This is a genomic window from Kurthia sp. Dielmo (assembly GCF_000307285.2).
GTDB lineage: Bacteria > Bacillota > Bacilli > Bacillales_A > Planococcaceae > Kurthia > Kurthia populi.
Genome location: NZ_HE578956.1, coordinates 653,834 through 675,346, shown reverse-complemented (window position 1 = coordinate 675,346; position 21,513 = coordinate 653,834). Strand labels below are relative to the sequence as shown.

Here is a 21,513-nt window from a genome sequence, read left to right as displayed (position 1 = left end):
TAAAAAATCCTCTCAATCGTCTCCCGACGGTATTGTATTGCTTGTACTACTTTACAAGACTTTTCATAAAAAAGCTATTTTGTTTGCGCAAAAGCTTCTTGGAATTTTGACATAAATAAGTCTTGCTCTTCTTCTATATCAAATTCTTCCACTTCAAGCGGTGGTAAATCTTCAATACGATTTAAGCCAAAATAGTTTAAAAACTCAGTCGTTGTGCCGTATAAAATGGCACGACCTGTTCCTTCTACGCGGCCCACTTCTTGAATTAATAGCTTTTGATTCAATGTATGCAGTGGACGCTCACATTTTACGCCGCGTAAATCTTCAATCTCTACACGTGTAATCGGCTGCTTATACGCCACAATTGCTAATACCTCAAGTGCCGCCTGGGATAGACTCTGTGCCGGTGGGTTTTCCACAAGCTTCTCAATTACCTCTGCGTTCGCCGGTTTTGAAATGAGCTGATACGTACCTGCAAGTTCTTTTAACATAATGCCACGCGCTTCGTCGTGATCATAGCGTGCTTTTAATTCACTTAATGCCTCTTGTAGTTCCGTCGGCTCACTATCTGTTAACTGGGCAAGCTGATGTAATGTCAGCCCATCCTCACCAATAACGAACAATAAGCTTTCTATTTTACTCATCAATGTTGTCAAATTGTTCATCGTCGATGTCTTCCTCTCGTAATTGAACAAATAATTGCTCAAAGTTTTGTTGTTGCTCTACCGAAACGATTTGACGCTTCATTAATTCTAATAGCGATAAAAACGTCACAACAAGCGTTTCGCGGTCATCCGATGGAAAAAGCTCATGAAATTCTGCGCGCCCCTGCATCGTACGCAATGCATCGATAACGGTACGCATTTGTTGTTTTACGGTTAACCCTTGTTTTGCGACACGCGTTGCGAGTGGTGCACGCATTTTTTTTCGCTTCAGCATTTTTTGGAAGGCTGCTACCATATCATAGACATTGACCGATAGCTCAAGCTGTAACTGCTCTTCCTCCATATATTGCGACAAATCAGTTGGCGGACGCGTATACATTTGCACGCGCTCTTCCTCGCGTTCTTTTAACTGGAACGCCGCCTCTTTAAATTTACGGTATTCGACTAAGCGGGCAACTAATTCATCACGTGGATCGACTTCATCGACATCTAGCTCGATATCATCAAGCTCTCCTTCATGAATCGGTAGTAGCATTTTACTTTTGATTTCAAGCAATGTTGCGGCCATCACTAAGTATTCGCTCGCCTCATTTAGCTCTAGTACTTGCATCGCTCGTAAATGCTCCATATACTGAGCAGTAATCTGTTTCATTGGTATATCATATATATCAATTTCCAAGCGGTGAATTAAATGTAATAATAAATCCAGAGGACCTTCAAAAGCGTCCAGTTTTACCTCGTAAGACATACACATCATCCTGACAAAAAATAGATTCAATCTAAAGTATAGAGGAAAGGAAGCAAAATGTACAAACGTTCTTTCGTGTTATTTTTAAGTTATTTCAATCGTAATCGTGATTATTTTGAATGTCATGAAGTGTTAGAAGAGCACTGGAAAGAGGTGGCGCCAGGTGTGCGCGATCATGAACTTGTCGGCTTTATCCAACTGGCCACTGGCATGTATCACTGGCGACGGGGCAATTACCGCGGTGCACAGACGATTCTTGCTAAAGCATCACGCCATCTTCGCCTCCATCCGACAAGCAGCTATTACACTGGCATTGATATGGCGACGCTGTTAGCGCAGCTGACACATATCGAGCAGCAAGTACAGCAGCAGGCGCCATTTAAGCCCTTTGCAATTTCTATTGTAGATGCGAAATTACAAGCACAAGTTGCCGCAGCGCCACTTCCTGACTTATCGGAAGACTTCATTCGTGATAAGCATAAGCTCCGCAATCGTGACGACGTGATTTTACAGCGCGCTAAGCGTTTAGCTGCGAAGCACCCGCACTAAAAAAAGAGGCCTCCACTAGTCGGAGACCTCTTTTTCTATGTTGTTAAAGATGGGCATTCTCTTTTGCAATTTTTGTCGCAACATTATCATAATAACGCTGAACAATTTGACAAGGAACTAACTCGCCACATGCTTCCTCTGCCGCTACGGCTTCAAGCATTTGGCGCCCAATCCCTTCCCCGCGGTGAGACGGATCAACTGTAATGTGGCGCACAACCCAGTGCTCTGGTTGTTTCTCAACGCCTACTAAGCCGATATAATCTTCCTCGCATTTCCATAAGTAAAGCTGCCAGTCATCTTCGTTTTCATATATACGAATCGTTTGCTGCAATACCTTGAGATTTTTCTCTTCTGGCATGAAAGAAAGTAGCCCCATCGCTATTTTTTCGAATGCTTTTTTATAACGATATAACATGTTTTTATCCCTCTTCTTTTTTCGCCTCAAACTTCACTTTGACTATCCTACACGAAAAAATCGAACGACGCAACATTTTTTCCAAAAATTAGGAAACCACTACCATTTTAATTCAATATCTAATTGAGCCATATCCTCATAGCTTTCACGTTTCACTGCAAGCTGATGGTTGCCATTTTCGACGAACACAACTGCCGGACGTCCTACGCGATTGTAGTTTGAAGCCATTGAATAGCCATAAGCTCCTGTACAGAAAGTCGCCAAAATATCACCTGTTTGTACTTCTGGTAACTTAATATCTTCAATAATTTTATCGCCCGATTCACATAATTTACCTGCTACTGTATAATTTGTCGTTAATGCGGCATTCATATTATTCGCAATCGCACCCTCATATTTTGCCTCATAAAGTGCTGGACGAATATTATCACTCATACCACCATCAACCGCGATGTATTCACGTACATCTGGCACCGTTTTATGAGAGCCTACTGTGTAAAGTGTCGTGCCCGCATCACCGACTAGTGAACGGCCTGGCTCAATCCAAATTTCTGGTAGCTCAATACCAAAGGCCTCCGCTTCTTTTTTCACGGCTTTAATCATATCATCCACGTAAACGGCTGGTTCAAGCGGTGCATCTTCTGCTGTATAACGGATACCAAAGCCGCCTCCTAAATTTAATACCGTCGCTTCGAACGCGTATTGTTGCTTCCATTCAGCCATTTTATCCACAACCTTTTCCGCTGCTAAGCTAAATGCTTCTGTTTCAAAAATTTGTGAGCCGATATGACAGTGCATGCCTTTTAATTGTAAATACTCATCTTCGTATAATGCTTTGAATGCTTCATCTGCTTGACCATTTGATAAATCAAAGCCAAATTTCGAATCGGCTTGTCCTGTTGTGATGAAATCGTGTGTATGTGCCTCGACACCTGGTGTCACACGAATTAAGACTGCCATTTTTTGTTGGCGCTCGCGTGTTAATTGTTTTAATAGCTCAATTTCATAAAAGTTATCAATCACGATACAGCCGATTTTTGAATCAAGCGCATACGTTAATTCTTCAACACTTTTATTATTGCCATGGAAATGAATCTTTTCTGTTGGGAAGCCTGCTTTTAGCGCTGTGAATAATTCACCGCCTGATACGACATCGACAGATAAGCCTTCCTGTTGTGCTACTTGGTAAATAGCTACAGCTGAAAAAGCTTTTGATGCATAGGCAACTTGCGCTTTGACGTTTTCTTTTTTAAATGTCTCCACAAAACCTCGTGCACGCTCGCGGAAAAGCGCAATATCGTAAATGAATGCTGGTGTGCCGTATTCTTTTGCTAATTCAACCGTATCGACGCCACCAATCGCTAAATGACCTTCTGATGTTACGGTTTGTGTTCCATATAAATGCATATTCATTCTCCCCTAACCACATTGTTGAAATATTCGTAAAAATTATTATACTCAGAACTTTAACATAAAAAAAGGCGTAATTCTAATTTTTTCGAATTTTTATGTAGAACACTGTATAAATGAAAGAAAATTGGTCGTTTCTTCTATTAGTGCGTATTTTTAAAACGTCCTTTGCTAGCAAGTGAAAAAAATTCACCCTTTCCTTACACATATGCTTCATTGAAAATCCTTTATCAGAAATACTTGATAAGCTCAGGAAGCGTCTTTTGGCTACGACATAGTTAAAAATAAGTGCCAAACAATGCCGATATGCATAATAAAAAAGCTTGCGCTATTAATTATCTTGCAGAAAGCAGTCAAGCAAAATTTTTATTCACTATTTTTGCGCATATCATTATTATTTTTGCGCTTATAAAAAAGCCTGTTTTCATGCAAAATGGGTTAAAAAAGGTCGTTTCCGATGCTCTACCGGGTTGTTTTAAGCGACGAACTCGTGCAACTAGCTTGCTCTCTGTCATTTATTTTACACGCGCTAAAATGCGCCATTTTGTAAATTCATTCGTTGATTTCTGGTCAAAAAAAGCCCCAAACAACGTGAAACGGGGTGAAAATCGACCTCTAGCGGATGTTTTTGAGCCGTTTTTGTCAATACTGCGTGCTAAATTATATTAACTATCGCCAGCTTTATCGTATTTATTTGCGTCTACTCGCTATTCAAGCAAATGATTACGCAATATCCAGGCCTATCGACGTAGTGCTGGCACATATTCAAAAATATGTCGTATCGAAAAGACGCTTTCTCGGCTTTTGACGAGTTTTAATTTTTCACAACAAAAAAGCATGTTCACTCGTGAACATGCTGAAAAGATTATGCTTCTTGCCACTGCGCTAATACACGTACTGCAAGCTCTGAGAAATAATTAGCCGCAACGCTTAAAGCATCTTCTGTTAAACGGAATGCGGGATGATGCCAGCCGTGTGGTCCATCGACGCCCATCCAGACGAAAAAGCCTGGAATCGTTTGTTGATAAAAGGCAAAATCTTCGCCCGCAGGATTTGGAATGGCTTCTACTGCTGCATAGCCAATCGCTTCTGCCGCCTCACGTGCAACTGTTTCAAAGCGCACGGCATTATCTACAACTGGTAAGTACGGGAACCACCGGAAATCCGCTTTCGCACCGTAACTTGCGGCAATGCCTTCTGCAAGCGCGCGCATACGTTTACCCGTTGTTTCACGGTCTACTTCTTGGAATGAGCGTACCGTTCCTTCTAATTCAGCTTTTTCCGGAATGACATTCCACGTATTACCGGCTTGGAATTTTGTGACCGATACAACGGTATTACTAAATGGACTTAAGTTACGGCTCACAATTGATTGGAAGCCAGCAACAATTTGCGAAGCAATGACGATGGGGTCAATGGTGTCATTTGGAATACCCGCATGACCACCAATGCCTACTATATCTAATTCAAAACGGTCCACACTCGCCATTAATGAACCTGATTTTACACCAATCGTACCTACTGGTAATTCCGGTTTATTATGCATACCAAAAATCGCGGCAACATTTTGTAGTACACCTTTTTTCACTACGTAATCTGCGCCCTGCGCTACTTCTTCTGCTGGTTGGAAAATAATGCGCACCGTACCTTTTAACTCAGCTACACGCTCTTTTAATAAGAGTGCAGCCCCAAGAATCGATGTCGCGTGAAAATCATGTCCACATGCATGCATGATGCCCTCATTTTTTGATGTGAATGTTACGCCAGATTGCTCCGTAATCGGTAATGCATCAATGTCAGCACGTAAGGCGATTAACGGCCCCGCTTGTGCCCCTTTAATTTCTGCAACGACGCCCGTTTCTAAACCAAAATCAATAATGTCAATGCCCGCTTCTGTTAGCCAATTTGTTAAACGCTTTGTCGTTTCGTACTCATGAAATGACAACTCTGGATGCTCATGTAGCTCTCGACGATATGCCACTAATTTTTGTTGTAAATCCATCATTTGTTCCTTCTTTCTATCTTCTTGTGTTTCATCGTATGCTCGAACGACATGCTTGTCAATATTCAAGTAATCAAAAAAAGCGCCAGGAACATGTCCTAGCGCTTTTTTGCCGATTACTCGGTAATCACTTCTTCAATTAATGCTGGAATGGCTGGTTTGGTATCGACAATTGAAATATTCGCATAGATTTTTTCGATAACTTCTTGTACATCTTCGCGGTTCGCGTAGATTGTTACAAGTGAGTCGCCCTCTTCTACGGCGTCACCCACTTTTTTGTGTAGCATTAACCCAACAGCTAAATCGATTTCAGATTCTTTTGTTGCACGTCCTGCACCAAGTAGCATCGCCGCTGTCCCGATTTCATCCGCCACAATATGACCGATGAAGCCTGCTTGTTTTGCTGGAACTTCTACTTTGTATTTCGCCTGTGGTAATAGTGATGGATCATCTGCTACTGCAGGATTGCCGCCTTGTGCCTTAACAAATTGCTTAAACACGTCTAGCGCCTTACCGTTTGCAATCACTTCTTTTAGCTGTTCACGTGCTTCTTCAAGCGTTGTGGCATGCCCTGCTACAACAACCATTTGAGAGCCAAGTGTTAAGCATAGCTCTGTTAAGTCCTCTGGGCCATTGCCTTGTAATGTTTCAATCGCCTCTTTTACTTCAAGCGCATTACCGATTGCTGCGCCAAGTGGCTGGTCCATATCTGAAATGATGGCCATTGTTTTACGACCGACTGCATTCCCGATTTTCACCATCGCTTTCGCTAATTTAATCGAGTCTTCCTTCGTTTTCATAAACGCACCGTCACCTGTTTTAACGTCTAACACGATTGCGTCAGAACCAGCAGCAATTTTTTTACTCATAATTGAGCTCGCGATTAACGGAATACTTGAAACAGTGCCTGTTACGTCACGTAATGCATACAGTTTTTTATCAGCCGGTGTTAAATTACCTGATTGTCCGATAACAGCTACTTTAATGTCATTTACTTGTTTCGCAAACTGCTCTGTCGTTAATTCCACATGGAAGCCTTCAATTGCTTCTAACTTATCGATTGTACCACCTGTATGACCTAGGCCACGACCACTCATCTTCGCTACCGGAACACCTGTAGCCGCTACTAATGGGCCAAGTACAAGCGTTGTTGTATCGCCCACACCACCTGTCGAGTGCTTATCAACTTTTACACCATCAATGGCAGACAAATCAATTTGGTCACCTGATTCAACCATTGCCATTGTTAAATCAGCACGTTCGCGGTCCGACATATCTTGGAAGTAAATGGCCATTGCTAAGCTACTCACTTGATAATCTGGAATTGTACCATTTGTATAACCTTCAATAAAGAAGCGAATTTCTTCTGTTGTTAATTCATGTCCGTCGCGTTTCTTTTCAATAATATCTACCATGCGCATCGTATAATCCCTCATTTCATCAAGTTAAAATCAAGTTAGTTTAGGTCATTTAAGAAACTGTCACCGTACTGTGGTAGCGAGACGTCGAAGTTATCCGCTACCGTTGCGCCAAGTGACGCGAAAGTATTCATTTTTGGTAATGCTTTTCCGCCATTAACGAAGCGTTTTGAATATGCGATTAATGGCACATATTCACGTGTATGATCCGTCCCTGGGAAGGTTGGGTCATTGCCATGGTCTGCTGTGATTAATAATAAATCATCCTCACCCATTGCCTCTAACACTTCTGGTAAGCGGCGGTCAAACTCTTGTAATGCCTCACCGTAACCAAGTGGGTCGCGGCGGTGACCAAAGTTCGCATCAAAATCGACTAAGTTTAGGAATGATAAGCCATGGAAGTCGCGTTTTACGACATCCACTAATTTATCCATACCGTCCGTGTTGTCTTTTGTACGAATGGCTTCTGTGACACCTTCGCCATTGTAAATATCTGAAATTTTACCAAGTGCGATAACGTCTAAATTGGCATCTTTCAGCTCATTCATTACGGTACGACCAAATGGTTTTAATGCATAATCATGACGATTAGACGTACGTGTAAAGCTTCCTGGCTCACCAACGAATGGACGTGCAATGACACGACCTACTAAAAATTCTGGTTTTTGTGTGAGCTCACGTGCGATTTCACAAATTTTATATAATTCATCTAACGGCACAATATCTTCATGTGCGGCAATTTGCATAACAGGGTCAGCAGATGTATAAACGATTAAGGCACCTGTTTCCATATGCTCCTTCCCGTAATCCTCGATAACCGCTGTACCTGAGTACGGTAAGTTACATAAGATTTTGCGTCCTGTACGCGCTTCCAATTCATCTAATAATTCTTTCGGGAAGCCTTCTGGGTATACTTTAAATGGTTTGTCGATGTTTAGGCCCATGATTTCCCAGTGACCTGTCATCGTATCTTTTCCTACAGATGCTTCTTGCATATAGCCAAAATAAGCCTCTGGTTTATCAACACTTGTCATCCCTTGTAAATCTTCGCGGCCCACTAAGCTACGAATATTCGTATAACCTAAACGTTCCATATTTGGCATATGAAGCCCTTTCATTTCTTCCGCGATGTGCCCTAGTGTATCAGCACCTACATCATTAAAGTTTGCTGCGTCTGGAGCTTCGCCGATTCCGACAGAGTCCATAACGATTAAGTGAATACGTTTAAATGGTTTCATTAGAAGAACCCTCCTATCAATTACTTACATTCTAACAAATTTTCATGAAAAATAAACGTCAGACCTCTGACATTCTAAAAAAAATTACGCACGTGGATGGAACGTCTTATAAACCTCTCGTAGACGTGTTTTACTAATATGTGTATAAATCTGCGTCGTTGAAATATCCGCGTGACCTAACAACTCCTGAACAGCACGTAAATCTGCGCCATTTTCAATCAAATGGGTCGCAAAGGAATGGCGGAAAATATGCGGTGTCATCTTCTCAATACCCACTTTTGATGCGTAACCCTTCAATAGCTTCCAAACACCCTGTCTCGTTAACCTTTTCCCTCGTTGGTTTAAAAATAACGCCTCCGTGCGATTCTCTGGCTTTTCAAGCACAAAGCGCCCCTGGTTTAAGTACGTCTCGCAAGCCGCAATGGCTGATCGACCTAGTGGCACAATGCGCTCCTTTCCACCTTTACCGAAAACGCGCACAAAGCCCATCGTCAAATGCAGGTCCTCACAGTTTAAATCAATACACTCTGAAATCCGCATTCCTGTCGCATACAACAGCTCTAGCATTGCACGGTCGCGTATATTTGCAGGTGGCTTCGCATTTGCAGTCGCATTAATAAGGGCATCTACTTGTTCAATCGTGAGCACTTCCGGCAGCTTCTGCTCAAGCTTCGGGAGCTCAATATGAACGGTTGGGTCATTGGCGCAGCGTTTTTCACGTAATAAAAACTGATGAAATGACCGAATGGCAGAAATATGACGCGAAACAGTACGCGCGGTATTCCCTGCTTCACGCAACTGTTGTAAATGAAGTAAAATATGTACCCGTTCAATATCATCGAAATGCTTTATGTTTTGCACTTCAAAAAGATGCGTAACATAGCTCATTAAATCACGCTCATATGACGTGAGCGTATTGGCCGCAAGCTGTCGCTCCACACGTAAAAAGTGCAAATAATCCGCTACGGCATCTGTTTGTTGTTCCATCTAATCCCTCCAATAAAAAAAGGACAGCATCTGCTATCCTTCCTCTAAGCTATAAACGTATCATGCTGTCCTATCTACTAGCTTATTCAATAGGAAGTTTTATTGTTCATCTTCGTTTGCATGACGTTCATTACAACGCCAGCAAATACCATGAAATGTTAAGCGGTGGTCCTTAACTGTGAAATTCCAGCGTTTTTCAACGACTGCTTCAACATCGTCAAGCAAGTCTTCTTGAATTTCATCAACGGCGCCACATTCGATACAAACAAGGTGGTGATGGAAGTGAGCTGCGCCTTCTTGACGAAGATCATAACGAGAAACTCCGTCACCGAAGTTAATTTTATCGACAATTTTTAGCTCTGTTAAAAGCTCTAATGTACGATATACTGTCGCTAGCCCAATTTCCGGTGCTTTTTCTTTTACGAGTAAATAAACATCCTCAGCGCTGAGGTGGTCTTCTTCGTTTTCTAAAAGCACGCGTACCGTTGCTTCACGTTGCGGCGTCAGTTTATAGCTCGCACCATGTAGTTGTTTTTTAATACGATCAATACGGCTTTCCATATGACGCCCCCCTAAACTGTTCCTATTATACCAATCTCTAAATTATATTTTCAATATGATATAAGTTATTTAAATTAGAATGATTACTAAATTAGAATAATTATAAAATGATTTTCAATTAGTAACTGCTACATGGACTATATTAGCGAAATATCATAAAAAATCAACTATTTTCACTTAAATCGGGAGTTTCTACATAAGAATCATTCTATTTCCTTTGTTGATTGTATAGCCACATGACCGCAATAATCGTTTTCGCATCACAAATCGCACCTTGTGCCATGAGGTTTTGTGCTTCTTCTAATGTAATCGCTGACATTTCAACAAATTCATCGTCATCTAATGCCGCAGGGTTGTCGAGTTTGAAAATATCACGTGCGACAAAAATGTGCACGACCTCGTCACAAAAGCCTGGTGATGTCACAACCTCTTGTAAATACGTTAAGTTTTGCGTGCCGTAGCCTGTTTCTTCCTCAAGCTCGCGTAGCGCACAAACCGTTAAATCCTCACCCGGCTCGATTTTACCTGCTGGAATTTCGACGATTGAGCGATTTAACGCTTTACGGTATTGTTCGACAACAATTAATTTGCCATCCGCTGTAATCGGGATAATCCCAACCGCACCAGGATGTTTGACGATTTCGCGCTTCGCTTGTTCCCCGTCTGGTAATGTTACAGTATCTACTTGTACTTGAATAACGCGGCCACTAAAAATCGGTTCTGTTGCAATCGTTTTTTCTTCAAATTTCATGCTCTTTTTTCTCCTATCATTTTCCTTTTACTGCTATTCATTGTACCATGTTTTAAAAGGAGGCGTTTACTATGCGCACACGAAAATTAGGACAAAGTGAGCTACATATTTCAGAGTTAGGTTTTGGGTGTATGTCGCTGCCATTAGAACGAGCGGAGGCTCAAAAAATAATTGATGTGGCGGTCGATAGCGGCATCAATTATTTCGACACAGCTGACCTCTATAATAAGGGGGAAAATGAACGCATCGTCGGGGACGCGTTAAAAACAAAACGCGCGGATATTTATATTGCCTCAAAAGTTGGCAATGTGTGGAATGCAGATGGAGATGGCTGGCACTGGGATGCGTCGAAGGAGCATATTATTAGTGGCTTAAAGGATAGTTTGACACGTCTACAAACCGATTATCTAGACTTTTACCAGCTTCATGGCGGTACACTCGATGATTCCTTTGAAGAAGTAACAGATGCATTTGAGACGCTAAAAAAAGAAGGGCTGATTCGCGCTTACGGCATTTCATCGATTCGTCCAAATGTGTTAAAAACGTTTTTACCAATGAGTGCGGCGGATGGGGTTATGATGCAGTATAGCGCCCTCGACCGTCGCCCAGAGGAATGGTTTGATTTCATTACAAAGCAAGGTGCTTCTGTCGTGTCACGTGGTACGGTGGCAAAAGGCTTATTAACGAATGAGTGGGCGAAGCGCTTGCAAAAGCATGATGGCTATTTATCGTATTCACAGCAGCAATTAACGGATACACTTGGCCATATCGCTGATGCGTATCCTGACGTCCTATCAGCAGCAATTGGCTATAATTTAGCGCACCCGGCTGTTGCAAGCACGATTGTTGGCGCCTCTAACGTGGCACAACTAACACAAAATATCGATGCGTATCACCGTCTGCCAGCTGATTTTGATTATGCCGCACTAGCAGGTTTAACAAAAAAAGAACTGTATACGACACATCGCGACTAATATGAAAGGATAGCGGTTCGTCACAAAAAAGGTATTACTTTTTTAGACTGCGCTAAAGAGCTGACACAATATAAAAAGTAAAAAAACACTTTCAACGATATACATCTTTGAAGGTGTTTTTTTTAATGGGCAAAACCGATAATCGAACCTTATAAAAGAGTGGAATGAATAGATATGCTTAGTACGGTTTAATACATAGCATCAAAAAAGAGCAAAGAAAAGGCGTTATCATGCGCATACCCCGAACGGCACGCCTACTGATAACGCCATCATTGAGCTATTCTTTCTTAAAAGGCTTTTAAGAATCCAAAATGCGTTTTAATACTTTATTTTTTTGAATTGGTATCGCCAAAGCCGTACTCATCTAATAGTTCAGAAAAGGACATGTTTTTCTCACGTTGCTTTTTCTCTTTTATCGCTTGTTCTTTCGCTGCTTGTTTGGCGGCTTGCTCTTTTTGCTCTAATTCTTTTTTAGCATTTTTTAACTGCGCAAGTAAATCGCCACCAAGTTGATCAGCTAATGTTACTTTATCATCTTGTTGTTTTTTTTGCGCCACCCTGTGCTTGACGCTGTTGTTTTTTTGCCATGAAAATTCCTCCTATAAAAAAACAGCTACCTAAACGGCTCAATATTGAGTTATCAGGTAGCTAGTCAAACAATTATTTTTTATTTTTTTACCAAGTTGTTGGTCAGTTGCTTTATTCATTTGAGACATTACTTGACGTACTTGTTTTTCAGATGGTTTACGACCCATTTGCGTCATCATCATACGAAGCATATCTTCATTGATTGGTGGATTTTCTTTAAGGTATTTCATCATATATTGACGAGCCATAAAGAAACCGCCGACAGCACCCACGATAAGGGCTACAATGATAAGAACGATAGCTAATGCTGTATTCACGTAGTTTCCTCCTCTTTTGCATAAAACGAGATAAATCTCTCCGAAAGTCATTATACAATAAAAACTTTATCGTTACTAGCGTTTGCGGAATTTCATCCTTCGTTCACAATTAAAAAAAGACGAAGACGGCGTTTTCGCCCATCTTCGTCTTCCTTTTCTATTAAAGTGCTTTTACTTTAGAGACAACGTTTTCAACTGTGAATCCGTACTCTTCAATCACTTTTTCACCAGGAGCAGAAGCACCGAATGTATCGATAGCAAGTACATCGCCTTCGAAGCCAACATATTTATGCCAACCGAATGATGCCGCCATTTCGATTGCTAAACGTTTTGTTACTGCTTTTGGTAATACCGCTTCTTTATAAGCGGCATCTTGTGCATCAAAGCGAGCCATATCAGGCATTGAAACAACTTGTGCATCAATTCCTTCTGCAGCTAATGCTTGTTGTGCTTCAACAGCTAAACCTACTTCAGAGCCTGTTGCGATAAGAATCGCATCTGCTACGTCTTTTTTCGCTGGTGATACAACATATGCACCTTTAGCAACGCCTTCGTAGATCGTTTCTTTATCTGCGTCAAGAACTGGTAAGTTTTGACGAGAAAGCACTAATGCTGTTGGTGTTGTTTCAGATTCTAACGCAAGTTTCCACGCTGCTGCTGATTCCGTTGCATCTGCAGGACGGATAACAGAAAGGTTTGGCATTGCGCGTAATGCTGCTAAGTGTTCGATTGGTTCGTGTGTTGGACCATCTTCACCGACAGCGATTGAGTCATGTGTGAATACATATGTTACAGGTAAGCCCATAAGTGCTGATAAACGAATTGCTGGACGTACATAATCAGAGAATACGAAGAATGTACCGCCAAATACGTTTAAGCCACCGTGAAGTGCCATCCCGTTAAGTGCTGCACCCATTGCGAATTCACGTACACCAAACCAGATATTACGGCCTTCTGGTGTTTGTGCTGAGAAATCGCCAGCGCCTTTGATTGTTGTTTTGTTCGAACCTGCAAGGTCAGCAGAACCACCGAAGAATGATGGTACAGCTTTTGCGATAGCATTGATTACTTCACCTGAAGATGAACGTGTCGCTACTGATTTACCAGCTTCGTATACAGGGAAATCTGCATCGAAGTTTTCTGGTAATTTACCAGCGATGGCATTTTCAAATTGCGTCGCAAGTTCTGGGAATTCCGCTTTATAACCTGCAAGTAATTCATTCCATTTTGCTTCTACTTGTGCGCCATTTACTTCAGCTGCTTCGTTGAATGTTGTATATACTTCTTCTGGTACGAAGAAATCTTCGCCATCCCAGCCGTAAGCTGCTTTTGTTAATTTTACTTCGTCCGTGCCTAGTGGTGCACCATGAGAATCTGATTTACCAGATTTGTTTGGAGAACCAAAGCCAATAACTGTTTTGATTTCAATTAAAGTTGGTTGGCCTTTATGTGATTTTGCTTGTTCGATTGCAGTATTGATTGCTTCAACATCTGTACCGTCTTCTACTGAAATGTAGTTCCAGCCATAAGATTTGAAACGATCTGCTGTTTTGTCAGAGAATGATTTATTTAAATCACCATCTAAAGAGATGTCATTTGAATCGTATAAAACGATCAGTTTTTCTAAGTTTAAGTGACCAGCAAGTGACGCTGCTTCTGCAGAAACACCTTCCATTAAATCACCATCGCCACAAAGTGCGAATGTATAGTGATCAACAACATTGTAGTTTGGTTTGTTGTATGTTGCAGCTAAATGTACCTCAGCCATTGCCATACCAACGGCCATTGAGATCCCTTGACCTAATGGACCTGTTGTTGCTTCTACGCCTGCTGTGTGGCGGTATTCTGGGTGACCTGGTGTTTTAGAACCCCATTGGCGGAAGCTTTTGATTTCTTCCATTTCAAGGCCGTAGCCACCTAAGTGAAGAAGGCTGTAAAGTAACATTGAACCATGACCTGCTGATAAAACGAAACGGTCGCGGTTGAACCAAGTTGGGTTTTTAGGGTTATGGTGCATTTGTTTTGTCCAAAGCGTGTAAGCCATTGGTGCTGCACCCATTGGTAAACCTGGGTGACCTGAGTTTGCTTTTTCAATCGCATCGATTGATAAAGTACGAATCGTATTAATTGCTAACTGATCTGCTTGTTGCGTCATTGTAATATAGACATCCTTTCTAAAATAAGCAAAATATTGTACTACCTACAGTCTAGTCAAAATTGGTAAAGAATACAATGATTTTTCAATCAATTGTAAGCGCTATGAAAAAATATTCCAATTTTCAAAATATTACATCACTCAATTTTTTTCTAACTAGGAATTAAAAAACAGCAGACGTCTGACAACGGCTGCTGAATTCATTAGTTAAGACGATTTAATTTTGATTTGATTTCTTGTACTTGTTTTAATTTGTCCGGTGTGACGTCATTCCCTTCTGGGTCCATGACACGAACATTTTCAATTGTACGACGCATATTGCCGCGGAAAGCTTGCAAGTATTCTTGACGAAGTGCTGATTGTTCTTTTGCTTCTTCCTGTGTTAGTGTACCTGCTTTTTTCTTTTTCGCTAATGCATTGATGCGGTTAATTTTTGCTTGTGGTAACATATTTTTTCTTCCCTTCATAACTACTACTACAAAGGTATGAAAAAATTGGTCTAAACGCAAGTATTTCGCCTTTATTTATTTGTTGCGACTTCGATTTGCTCTATGTTGTGGTGGCCATTTGGCACATTTAACTCATCGCCGACATATAGACGGTCCTCGTAAATAGCATTTTCACGCTTCACTGATAAAATCCAATCTTCTCGGTCCATATCGCCTTTATAACGCTCCGCTAATGTCCACAGCGTATCGCCATCTTTGACTTGAATGATGCCAAAATCTGTTGTATCGAAAAGTCCATGTATTGTTAGAAGCATACTCCATACTACAATCGCTGATATACCGGCTGTTGCACCATTTTTCTTCATCCACTTTATCACGAAAATCACCCTTTCGAATATACGTTCGGAATATGTGTTCTTATTTTAAAACGAACAAACATTCGTGTCAACTATTTTTTCGAACTTATGTTTGCATTGTTTGTTCGCATTTGTTATACTCGGAGTACGATAGGTATAGACTAGGTGAGGTGAAAAAAATGAAAAAAGTTTCAAAGAGACAAGAAGACATTTTAGCTTTTATTAAAGAAGAGGTCCGCACAAAAGGGTATCCACCTTCTGTACGTGAAATCGGTGAGGCTGTTGGACTAGCATCTAGTTCAACTGTGCACGGGCATTTAGCTCGTTTAGAAAGTAAGGGATTAATTCGTCGTGACCCAACAAAGCCACGTGCTATTGAGGTATTAGATACAGCGGATGAAGCCGTTAAGAAAAAAGACGTACTCCATGTGCCACTTGTAGGAAAAGTAACGGCTGGTATGCCGATAACTGCAATTGAAAATATTGAGGAGTACTTCCCTATTCCATCGTCTTACGCGACATCAGATGACCATATTTTCATGCTTGAGATTATGGGCGATTCGATGATCGAGGCTGGCATATTAAATGGTGACTATGTTATCGTCAAACAACAATCATCTGCAAATAACGGTGAAATTGTTGTCGCGATGACAGAAGAAAATGAAGCAACAGTAAAACGCTTCTATAAAGAAGAGCACCACTTCCGCTTACAACCTGAAAACGCCACAATGGAGCCAATCATCGTTGAAAAGGTTTCTGTTTTAGGTAAAGTAGTTGGCTTATATCGTACAGTGATGTAACAATCATTTATGATTTCGTCATAAGGAGGAGATTGACATGTCAGTCTCTTCTTTTTTCTTTCGCAAAAAAAGAGGCTAGAATGTCTCCGCCTCTCCCACTCTATGTAGCAGCTAACTTCATCGCAATCATGGCTACGATTAATTGCTCCTCATCACTTACTTCTTCTAATGCGGTTAATCGAATCACATGCGTCACCTCTATCATCATTTTCACACAATTATCCTTCACAAACTCAAAGACTTGTTGTCCTCTGCGGACTTCATACGTCGTCCCGCGAATCGATGCACAATAACCCTCTCGTATGGTTGTCGTATCTAGGATGGTGCCATATGTCGGTAACACGAGCTCATAACCTTTCGCTACTGCCATAAAATGTGGCTGAAAAATTCCGATGAGCTGTTGTTTAGCCGTCATCACTTCATAAATAGCATGATGCGTTCGCTGTCCCTTCATTAAAAACGGATGCTCCTGCTTCAATCGAACCTCCCCAATTTCTTCATTCCCCAAAAACACTTTCACTACCGGCGCTGCCGTTAAACATGTCGTCAATTCAATGCTTCCTCTCACACGATTATTTCTATCTTCTATTATTATATGCTTGTCGCTAACATGCTAGTTAAATACGTCTCCTGCTTATTAAATTATGGTCAATTTGTGACGATATACCAGGACTAAAAATTCCATTTAATTCCTTTTTTAAATGTATTTAAAATCATAATTGTGAAAATAAAAAGATTGAATTATAATGATTTTATCACTATACCACAATTTATAAGGAGGAATTTAGAATTATTCGTTCGAAATTTCTAGTTTCATTAAGTGCGACAGCCGCACTGTTTTGTGCATTATCAACAACTGCTGATGCCAAAACAACAGCAAAGAACGTACCTGTACAATTTTTAGGGATTAATGACCTAAACGGCTACATTGATAGCACGTATACAAATAGTGCAGGAAAAACAATTGGTGGCATGGCTTCTCTTGCTTACAATTTATCAAAAGAAAAACAAGCATTTGCGAAAACAAATAACTTAAAATCAGCCAATACAAACTCAATTTCTGTACATACAGGTGATATTTTAGGTGGTGGTCCTGCCATTTCTAGCTTGCTTCAAGATCATCCAACCATTTCGATTTTAAATGCGATGAATTTCCAACTTGGTGTCATTGGGAATCATGAATTAAATGAAGGTTTAGACGAATTTTTACGCGTGATTCAAGGAAAAAAAGCCACATATGATACACCAAACTATGATCTTGTAAGTCGTTATAAAATTGAAAAAAGTAACACAACCATTTTAGCGGCAAATGTCGTCAATAAAAAGTCGAAAAAAACGATTTCTGGCTTTAAACCATATGAAATTAAAACGATTAATGGTGTAAAAGTTGGTTTTATCGGCGTTGTTGATCCTTATGTACAGCAATTAATTATGCCAACACATACGAAAAATCTTAGCTTCACAGATCCTGCAAAGGCCATTGCGAAATACGATAAGGTACTACGTAAAAAAGGTATCAAGGCCATTGTCGTCTTAGCTCATGCTGGCGCTGAAAATACAGGTACATCGAATCAAACAATCGAAACACAAGCAGCGAAGCCCAACAAAGCACAAGTTGGCGGTTCTGTCACACAAATCATTGATAAATTAGATAAAATCGCACCAAATCATTCTGTTGATATTGTCTTTGGTGGACATAGTCATTCATTCGCTAATGGTATTTATGGTAAAAAGAATATTCGCGTTGTCGAATCATTAGATTATGGTAAATCATACAATGTCGCAACAGGTAAAATTAGCACGACAACAAATGATTTCGTGAAAACGCCAACAGCTACTGTAAAATACAATTACACGCGCTCAAATACAGTAATTAATAAAAATAGTGTCGCAAAAAATGTGAATCACATCGTGCAAAATGCCGCTCAATTAACAGCGACTGTGACACGCGCTAAAATTGCGACATTTGATGCAGAGCGTTTATCAAGCGTCCGTATAGCTAAAATTGGAGGCTCAGCTGTCGGTAATTTAGTAGCTGACTCACAGCTTGCCCTAATGAAAAATTTAGAACGTCATGTCGATTTTGCATTCACAAACTCTGGTGGTGTACGTGACGATTTAGTCGCAACAGTAAAAGATGGGCGAAACATCATTACATGGGAAGCTGCGCAAAAGGTACAACCATTCTCGAACTTCCTATACACTGGACAATTAACAGGGGCTCAAATCACTCAAGTGTTAAATGAGCAATTCTCAGGCGGTCGTGGCTTAGAAGTAGCCGGTCTACACTATACGTACAACGACAAAGAAATCGTTGATGTTTTTGTCGGCGATAAATCAAGCTCAGAAAAAATTGTTGCGAATAAATCGTATACTGTCGTGTTAAATAATTATTTAACAGGCGGTGGCGATAACTTTCCAACATTTACAAAGCTTAAGAACAGTGAAATTATTGGCATCGATACCGATACATTTATCGACTATTTAAAAGCAATGAAAAATGTGCCAACAGCCTATACACCGCGTAGCGTTCAAGTTGAAAAATAGCGTTCTTTCATGTTAAGAAAAAGCAGAAACCTTGTAATAACACGGTTTCTGCTTTTTTCATATTACGTTTTTATCAAACAGTTTCTTTCTTTTAAAATATGGACATTCTACAGCTACATACCTTCAAAACAATGATTCAAATGATAGAATTTCTTTTTTTCTGTAAATCATCATTTAACAGCACAGAAGTTTTGCTATAATTATAAACGGTATTCTTTTACCGAATTCCTATAGGAGGGGTTGCAATGAAACTCGCCCGACTTATCGTACCATGTGTACTAGCGACCGCATTGCTTCAAGGCTGTGCCTCTAGTTCATCAACAAAAGAAACGTCAACAGAAGATAACAAGACGACTTCGAATGCCGCAACGACTTCTACGGAAGATACGAATGCTTCTTTAAAAAATAATAATGTAGCGAATCCAACAGCCTTTTTAACAGAAACTGTAGCAGCAGCGAAAAAAGGCCAGCTTCCAAATGTGCCATTTACAGTTGGTCAAACAACGTATACACAAGTGGAAGAACAATGGGGAAAACCAAACTTATCTTTTTTAAATACAGCGAATTATGTACAATACCGTGTAGCAAAGAAAGAACAAATTGCTTATGGAGTGGGTATTGGACGCGGCCATATTTTATATGAATTACGTGCATTTGTAGCAGATGATGGCAAAACACCATTATCAAGCATTTCTTTTAAGGCAATTAAAAAGCAGTTAGGTCAGCCAACTATTAAAACAAAGCTAGGACCAGACCGTATTTGGAGTTATGCAGCGGGTAATTTCATGTTGAAATTCACCGGCTCAACTAAGGACCATACGTTACATCATATTTCTGTTTACAGTAAAGTTTATGATGATTCGAAGCAATAAAATAATACTTAGACACCATCTGAGTATAAAAAAGCAGGAACGCGACAATCGCTTCCTGCTTTTTGTATTTTTTCAAAAAAAGAGACCGGCGCAAGGCCAGCCTCTTTTCCCGCTTGAAGATGATTGATTCATAGTTAGAATTTGGGGAGTTCATAACGGAATGCAAATATTCATCATTGAAGGGATTCAAGCGATTGAGTATAGGTGAGTTGAAGTATCTATACTTATCTCTCACAATAAAGTTTAAAAAAACAGCCCTTCACCCAGAAGCAGCTGTCATCTACAAAATAATCTGTAGCCAACATCTTCCTATCCTCGTAGGTAAACTAGATGCTTTTGCATACGGCAGGTCTCCTGGCTCATACCTCTCGTCTTCTCGCCCTTCCCGCTATAAAGCAGTGGTTATGCAAGTTTGACCGGTATTTACAGTTGCGGGACAGCGTTTGACTTTCACAAACTTCCCTTTTAAGTAAAATCACTTTGAAGATTTTACACCGCGTGCTGCATATTCGATTTACATTTGTAAGTATACCAAACGTTTACTGATTTCGCAATATTATAATAATTTCTCAATCGCCTTTTTTAACGATTCTGGTTTATCTTTTGACGCAAAGCGCTCGACAACATTCCCTTCACGGTCAACTAAAAATTTCGTGAAGTTCCATTTTACACTTTCGCTACCTAAAAAGCCTTTAGCGGACGATGTCATAAATTTAAATACCGGCTCCGCGTGCTCACCGTTCACATCTGTTAGTTCATGCATTGGAAATGTCACGCCGTAGTCACGACGACAAGCAGCCGCCGCTTCCTGCCCACTGTCTAGTTCCTGCTTAAATTGATTTGATGGAAAACCTAATACGACAAAGCCTTGATCCTTGTACTCTTCATAGAGTTTTTCTAAGCCACCAAATTGTGGTGTGAAGCCGCATTTTGTTGCGGTGTTCACCACTAAAACAACCTGTCCTTTGTATTTCTCAAGTGAATACTGTTCCCCGTTTTCAAGTGTCGCGTTAAAATCATATAAATTTGTCATCACTTCATCCTCCTATTTCGCTAATACTGTTCGTTTTAAATAGCTTGCAACGCGTTCGTAATCTGGATAAATGGTGGATTCATTAATTTCAATTACGTCCAACCATTCCTGTAAATCTGCCTTGACGTCTGACGGTAGAATATACCGAACTTTAATACCGTTTTTCGCTTCCTCTAATAGCACTTCTAGCATATCGATTAGACGTGGATTTAAAATATCCTCATAAACTGCTAAAAAGGCTTCAATCGAACGCACATCATCATTTTCATTTGAAGTACGATAGCGAATTTCCTCGATTTTACGCTCACATTCATTGCGCTCTAATAAGCCGTTAATAATAAAGGCCCCGTGCTGCCGAACGATGCGCGTATTATTTTGAATCGGACGTACGACTAAAATGTCAAGAATATCCATCGGGTTAATATTCGATGTATAATTAACACCCTTTTTACTCATTTCATGGACAAGCTTATGCACCGATGCATGGCTATTAAAGTCCTCAATCATCGTATCTCGTACCGCTAAAACACTTTTTCGCTTCGAGCTCATTCCATTTACTAAAAAATCATCAATAACTTTGTTGAGGCTCGTCAAAATACATTTAATCGCATGTACTTTGATTTTATTTTTGTCATTGTACGATAGCAGTGGCAAGGTTGCGAGCATTTCAGCTTTATC

The 21,513-nt window shown here is 40.5% G+C and carries 24 protein-coding genes and 1 riboswitch; of the genes, 6 read left to right on the top strand and 18 right to left on the bottom strand.

From position 1 onward, the window contains the following. Positions 1-74: 74 nt before the first annotated feature. Both scpB and KTHG_RS03640 read right to left on the bottom strand, forming a co-directional pair. Positions 75-665: an SMC-Scp complex subunit ScpB gene (gene scpB, locus KTHG_RS03645; RefSeq protein ID WP_020189569.1), complete on the bottom strand. Its 591-nt coding sequence runs from the start codon at positions 663-665 to the stop codon at positions 75-77. Continuing rightward, positions 637-1,413, bottom strand: a complete 777-nt coding sequence (locus tag KTHG_RS03640) for a segregation/condensation protein A (RefSeq protein WP_020189568.1) — start codon at positions 1,411-1,413, stop codon at positions 637-639. The genes scpB and KTHG_RS03640 overlap by 29 nt, the downstream gene beginning before the upstream one ends. Before the next feature lie 57 nt (positions 1,414-1,470). Here KTHG_RS03640 and KTHG_RS03635 point away from each other — a divergent pair, with 57 nt between their 5' ends. Beyond that, the gene (locus tag KTHG_RS03635; RefSeq protein WP_020189567.1) at positions 1,471-1,962 is read left to right on the top strand and encodes a DUF309 domain-containing protein; all 492 of its coding nucleotides are present in this window, start codon (positions 1,471-1,473) and stop codon (positions 1,960-1,962) included. Between the two features lie 43 nt (positions 1,963-2,005). On the opposite strand, the gene KTHG_RS03630 is transcribed toward KTHG_RS03635, so the two are convergent. Both KTHG_RS03630 and lysA read right to left on the bottom strand, forming a co-directional pair. After that, complete coding sequence (locus tag KTHG_RS03630) at positions 2,006-2,377, bottom strand: GNAT family N-acetyltransferase (RefSeq protein ID WP_020189566.1); 372 nt, start codon at positions 2,375-2,377, stop codon at positions 2,006-2,008. Between the two features lie 99 nt (positions 2,378-2,476). After that, positions 2,477-3,784: a diaminopimelate decarboxylase gene (gene lysA / locus KTHG_RS03625; protein WP_020189565.1), complete on the bottom strand. Its 1,308-nt coding sequence runs from the start codon at positions 3,782-3,784 to the stop codon at positions 2,477-2,479. A gap of 309 nt (positions 3,785-4,093) precedes the next feature. Here lysA and KTHG_RS03620 point away from each other — a divergent pair, with 309 nt between their 5' ends. Then, the gene (locus tag KTHG_RS03620) at positions 4,094-4,456 is read left to right on the top strand and encodes a hypothetical protein (RefSeq protein ID WP_186439488.1); all 363 of its coding nucleotides are present in this window, start codon (positions 4,094-4,096) and stop codon (positions 4,454-4,456) included. A gap of 196 nt (positions 4,457-4,652) precedes the next feature. Here KTHG_RS03620 and KTHG_RS03615 read toward each other — a convergent pair whose 3' ends face one another. From KTHG_RS03615 to KTHG_RS03590, 6 genes are all read right to left on the bottom strand, one after another. Beyond that, on the bottom strand, positions 4,653-5,789 hold the full coding sequence (locus KTHG_RS03615; RefSeq protein ID WP_020189563.1) for an amidohydrolase: 1,137 nt from the start codon (positions 5,787-5,789) through the stop codon (positions 4,653-4,655). 116 nt (positions 5,790-5,905) lie between these two features. After that, complete coding sequence (locus KTHG_RS03610; protein ID WP_020189562.1) at positions 5,906-7,210, bottom strand: pyrimidine-nucleoside phosphorylase; 1,305 nt, start codon at positions 7,208-7,210, stop codon at positions 5,906-5,908. 35 nt (positions 7,211-7,245) lie between these two features. Continuing rightward, a complete protein-coding gene (gene deoB, locus KTHG_RS03605) occupies positions 7,246-8,445 on the bottom strand; it encodes a phosphopentomutase (RefSeq protein WP_020189561.1) in 1,200 nt (399 codons plus the stop codon). A gap of 84 nt (positions 8,446-8,529) precedes the next feature. Further along, entirely contained in the window at positions 8,530-9,432 is a 903-nt protein-coding gene (gene xerD / locus KTHG_RS03600; RefSeq protein ID WP_020189560.1) for a site-specific tyrosine recombinase XerD, read from the bottom strand. Between the two features lie 99 nt (positions 9,433-9,531). Continuing rightward, positions 9,532-9,993 carry a ferric iron uptake transcriptional regulator gene (gene fur, locus KTHG_RS03595; protein ID WP_020189559.1) on the bottom strand — a complete coding sequence of 154 codons (462 nt, stop codon included), beginning with the start codon at positions 9,991-9,993 and terminating at the stop codon, positions 9,532-9,534. Positions 9,994-10,201: 208 nt separating this feature from the next. Next, a complete protein-coding gene (locus KTHG_RS03590) occupies positions 10,202-10,744 on the bottom strand; it encodes an NUDIX domain-containing protein (RefSeq protein WP_020189558.1) in 543 nt (180 codons plus the stop codon). A 71-nt stretch (positions 10,745-10,815) separates the two neighbouring features. Here KTHG_RS03590 and KTHG_RS03585 point away from each other — a divergent pair, with 71 nt between their 5' ends. Next, entirely contained in the window at positions 10,816-11,718 is a 903-nt protein-coding gene (locus KTHG_RS03585; protein ID WP_020189557.1) for an aldo/keto reductase, read from the top strand. Positions 11,719-12,044: 326 nt separating this feature from the next. On the opposite strand, the gene KTHG_RS03580 is transcribed toward KTHG_RS03585, so the two are convergent. The 5 genes from KTHG_RS03580 to yneA all read right to left on the bottom strand — a co-directional run bounded on the left by KTHG_RS03580 (position 12,045) and on the right by yneA (position 15,604). Then, positions 12,045-12,275: a YqkE family protein gene (locus KTHG_RS03580; protein WP_020189556.1), complete on the bottom strand. Its 231-nt coding sequence runs from the start codon at positions 12,273-12,275 to the stop codon at positions 12,045-12,047. Between the two features lie 69 nt (positions 12,276-12,344). Further along, a complete protein-coding gene (locus KTHG_RS03575) occupies positions 12,345-12,623 on the bottom strand; it encodes a YneF family protein (RefSeq protein WP_020189555.1) in 279 nt (92 codons plus the stop codon). A gap of 160 nt (positions 12,624-12,783) precedes the next feature. Continuing rightward, a complete protein-coding gene (tkt, locus tag KTHG_RS03570; RefSeq protein ID WP_020189554.1) occupies positions 12,784-14,778 on the bottom strand; it encodes a transketolase in 1,995 nt (664 codons plus the stop codon). Between the two features lie 203 nt (positions 14,779-14,981). Beyond that, complete coding sequence (locus tag KTHG_RS03565; protein WP_020189553.1) at positions 14,982-15,227, bottom strand: DUF896 domain-containing protein; 246 nt, start codon at positions 15,225-15,227, stop codon at positions 14,982-14,984. 71 nt (positions 15,228-15,298) lie between these two features. Further along, positions 15,299-15,604, bottom strand: a complete 306-nt coding sequence (yneA, locus tag KTHG_RS03560; RefSeq protein WP_139991839.1) for a cell division suppressor protein YneA — start codon at positions 15,602-15,604, stop codon at positions 15,299-15,301. A gap of 158 nt (positions 15,605-15,762) precedes the next feature. On the opposite strand from yneA, the gene lexA reads away from it, so the two are divergent. Next, positions 15,763-16,383 carry a transcriptional repressor LexA gene (gene lexA, locus KTHG_RS03555; protein WP_020189551.1) on the top strand — a complete coding sequence of 207 codons (621 nt, stop codon included), beginning with the start codon at positions 15,763-15,765 and terminating at the stop codon, positions 16,381-16,383. 100 nt (positions 16,384-16,483) lie between these two features. Here the strand turns inward: lexA and KTHG_RS03550 are convergent, their stop codons facing one another. After that, positions 16,484-16,933 (bottom strand): hypothetical protein, encoded by a 450-nt coding sequence (locus KTHG_RS03550; RefSeq protein WP_020189550.1) that lies wholly within the window; start codon positions 16,931-16,933, stop codon positions 16,484-16,486. A gap of 422 nt (positions 16,934-17,355) precedes the next feature. Here KTHG_RS03550 and KTHG_RS03545 point away from each other — a divergent pair, with 422 nt between their 5' ends. Together KTHG_RS03545 and KTHG_RS03540 are read left to right on the top strand one after the other, a co-directional pair. Beyond that, positions 17,356-18,930 (top strand): bifunctional metallophosphatase/5'-nucleotidase, encoded by a 1,575-nt coding sequence (locus tag KTHG_RS03545; RefSeq protein ID WP_255512356.1) that lies wholly within the window; start codon positions 17,356-17,358, stop codon positions 18,928-18,930. Between the two features lie 245 nt (positions 18,931-19,175). Next, positions 19,176-19,802, top strand: coding sequence for a DUF4309 domain-containing protein (locus KTHG_RS03540; RefSeq protein WP_020189549.1), 627 nt, complete (start codon positions 19,176-19,178; stop codon positions 19,800-19,802). A 327-nt stretch (positions 19,803-20,129) separates the two neighbouring features. Continuing rightward, positions 20,130-20,316: riboswitch (cobalamin riboswitch) on the bottom strand. 42 nt (positions 20,317-20,358) lie between these two features. On the opposite strand, the gene KTHG_RS03535 is transcribed toward KTHG_RS03540, so the two are convergent. Next, a complete protein-coding gene (locus KTHG_RS03535) occupies positions 20,359-20,835 on the bottom strand; it encodes a glutathione peroxidase (RefSeq protein WP_020189548.1) in 477 nt (158 codons plus the stop codon). Positions 20,836-20,847: 12 nt separating this feature from the next. Further along, positions 20,848-21,513 (bottom strand): hypothetical protein (locus KTHG_RS21040; protein WP_044527208.1); only part of this gene is annotated, 666 nt, incomplete at its 5' end.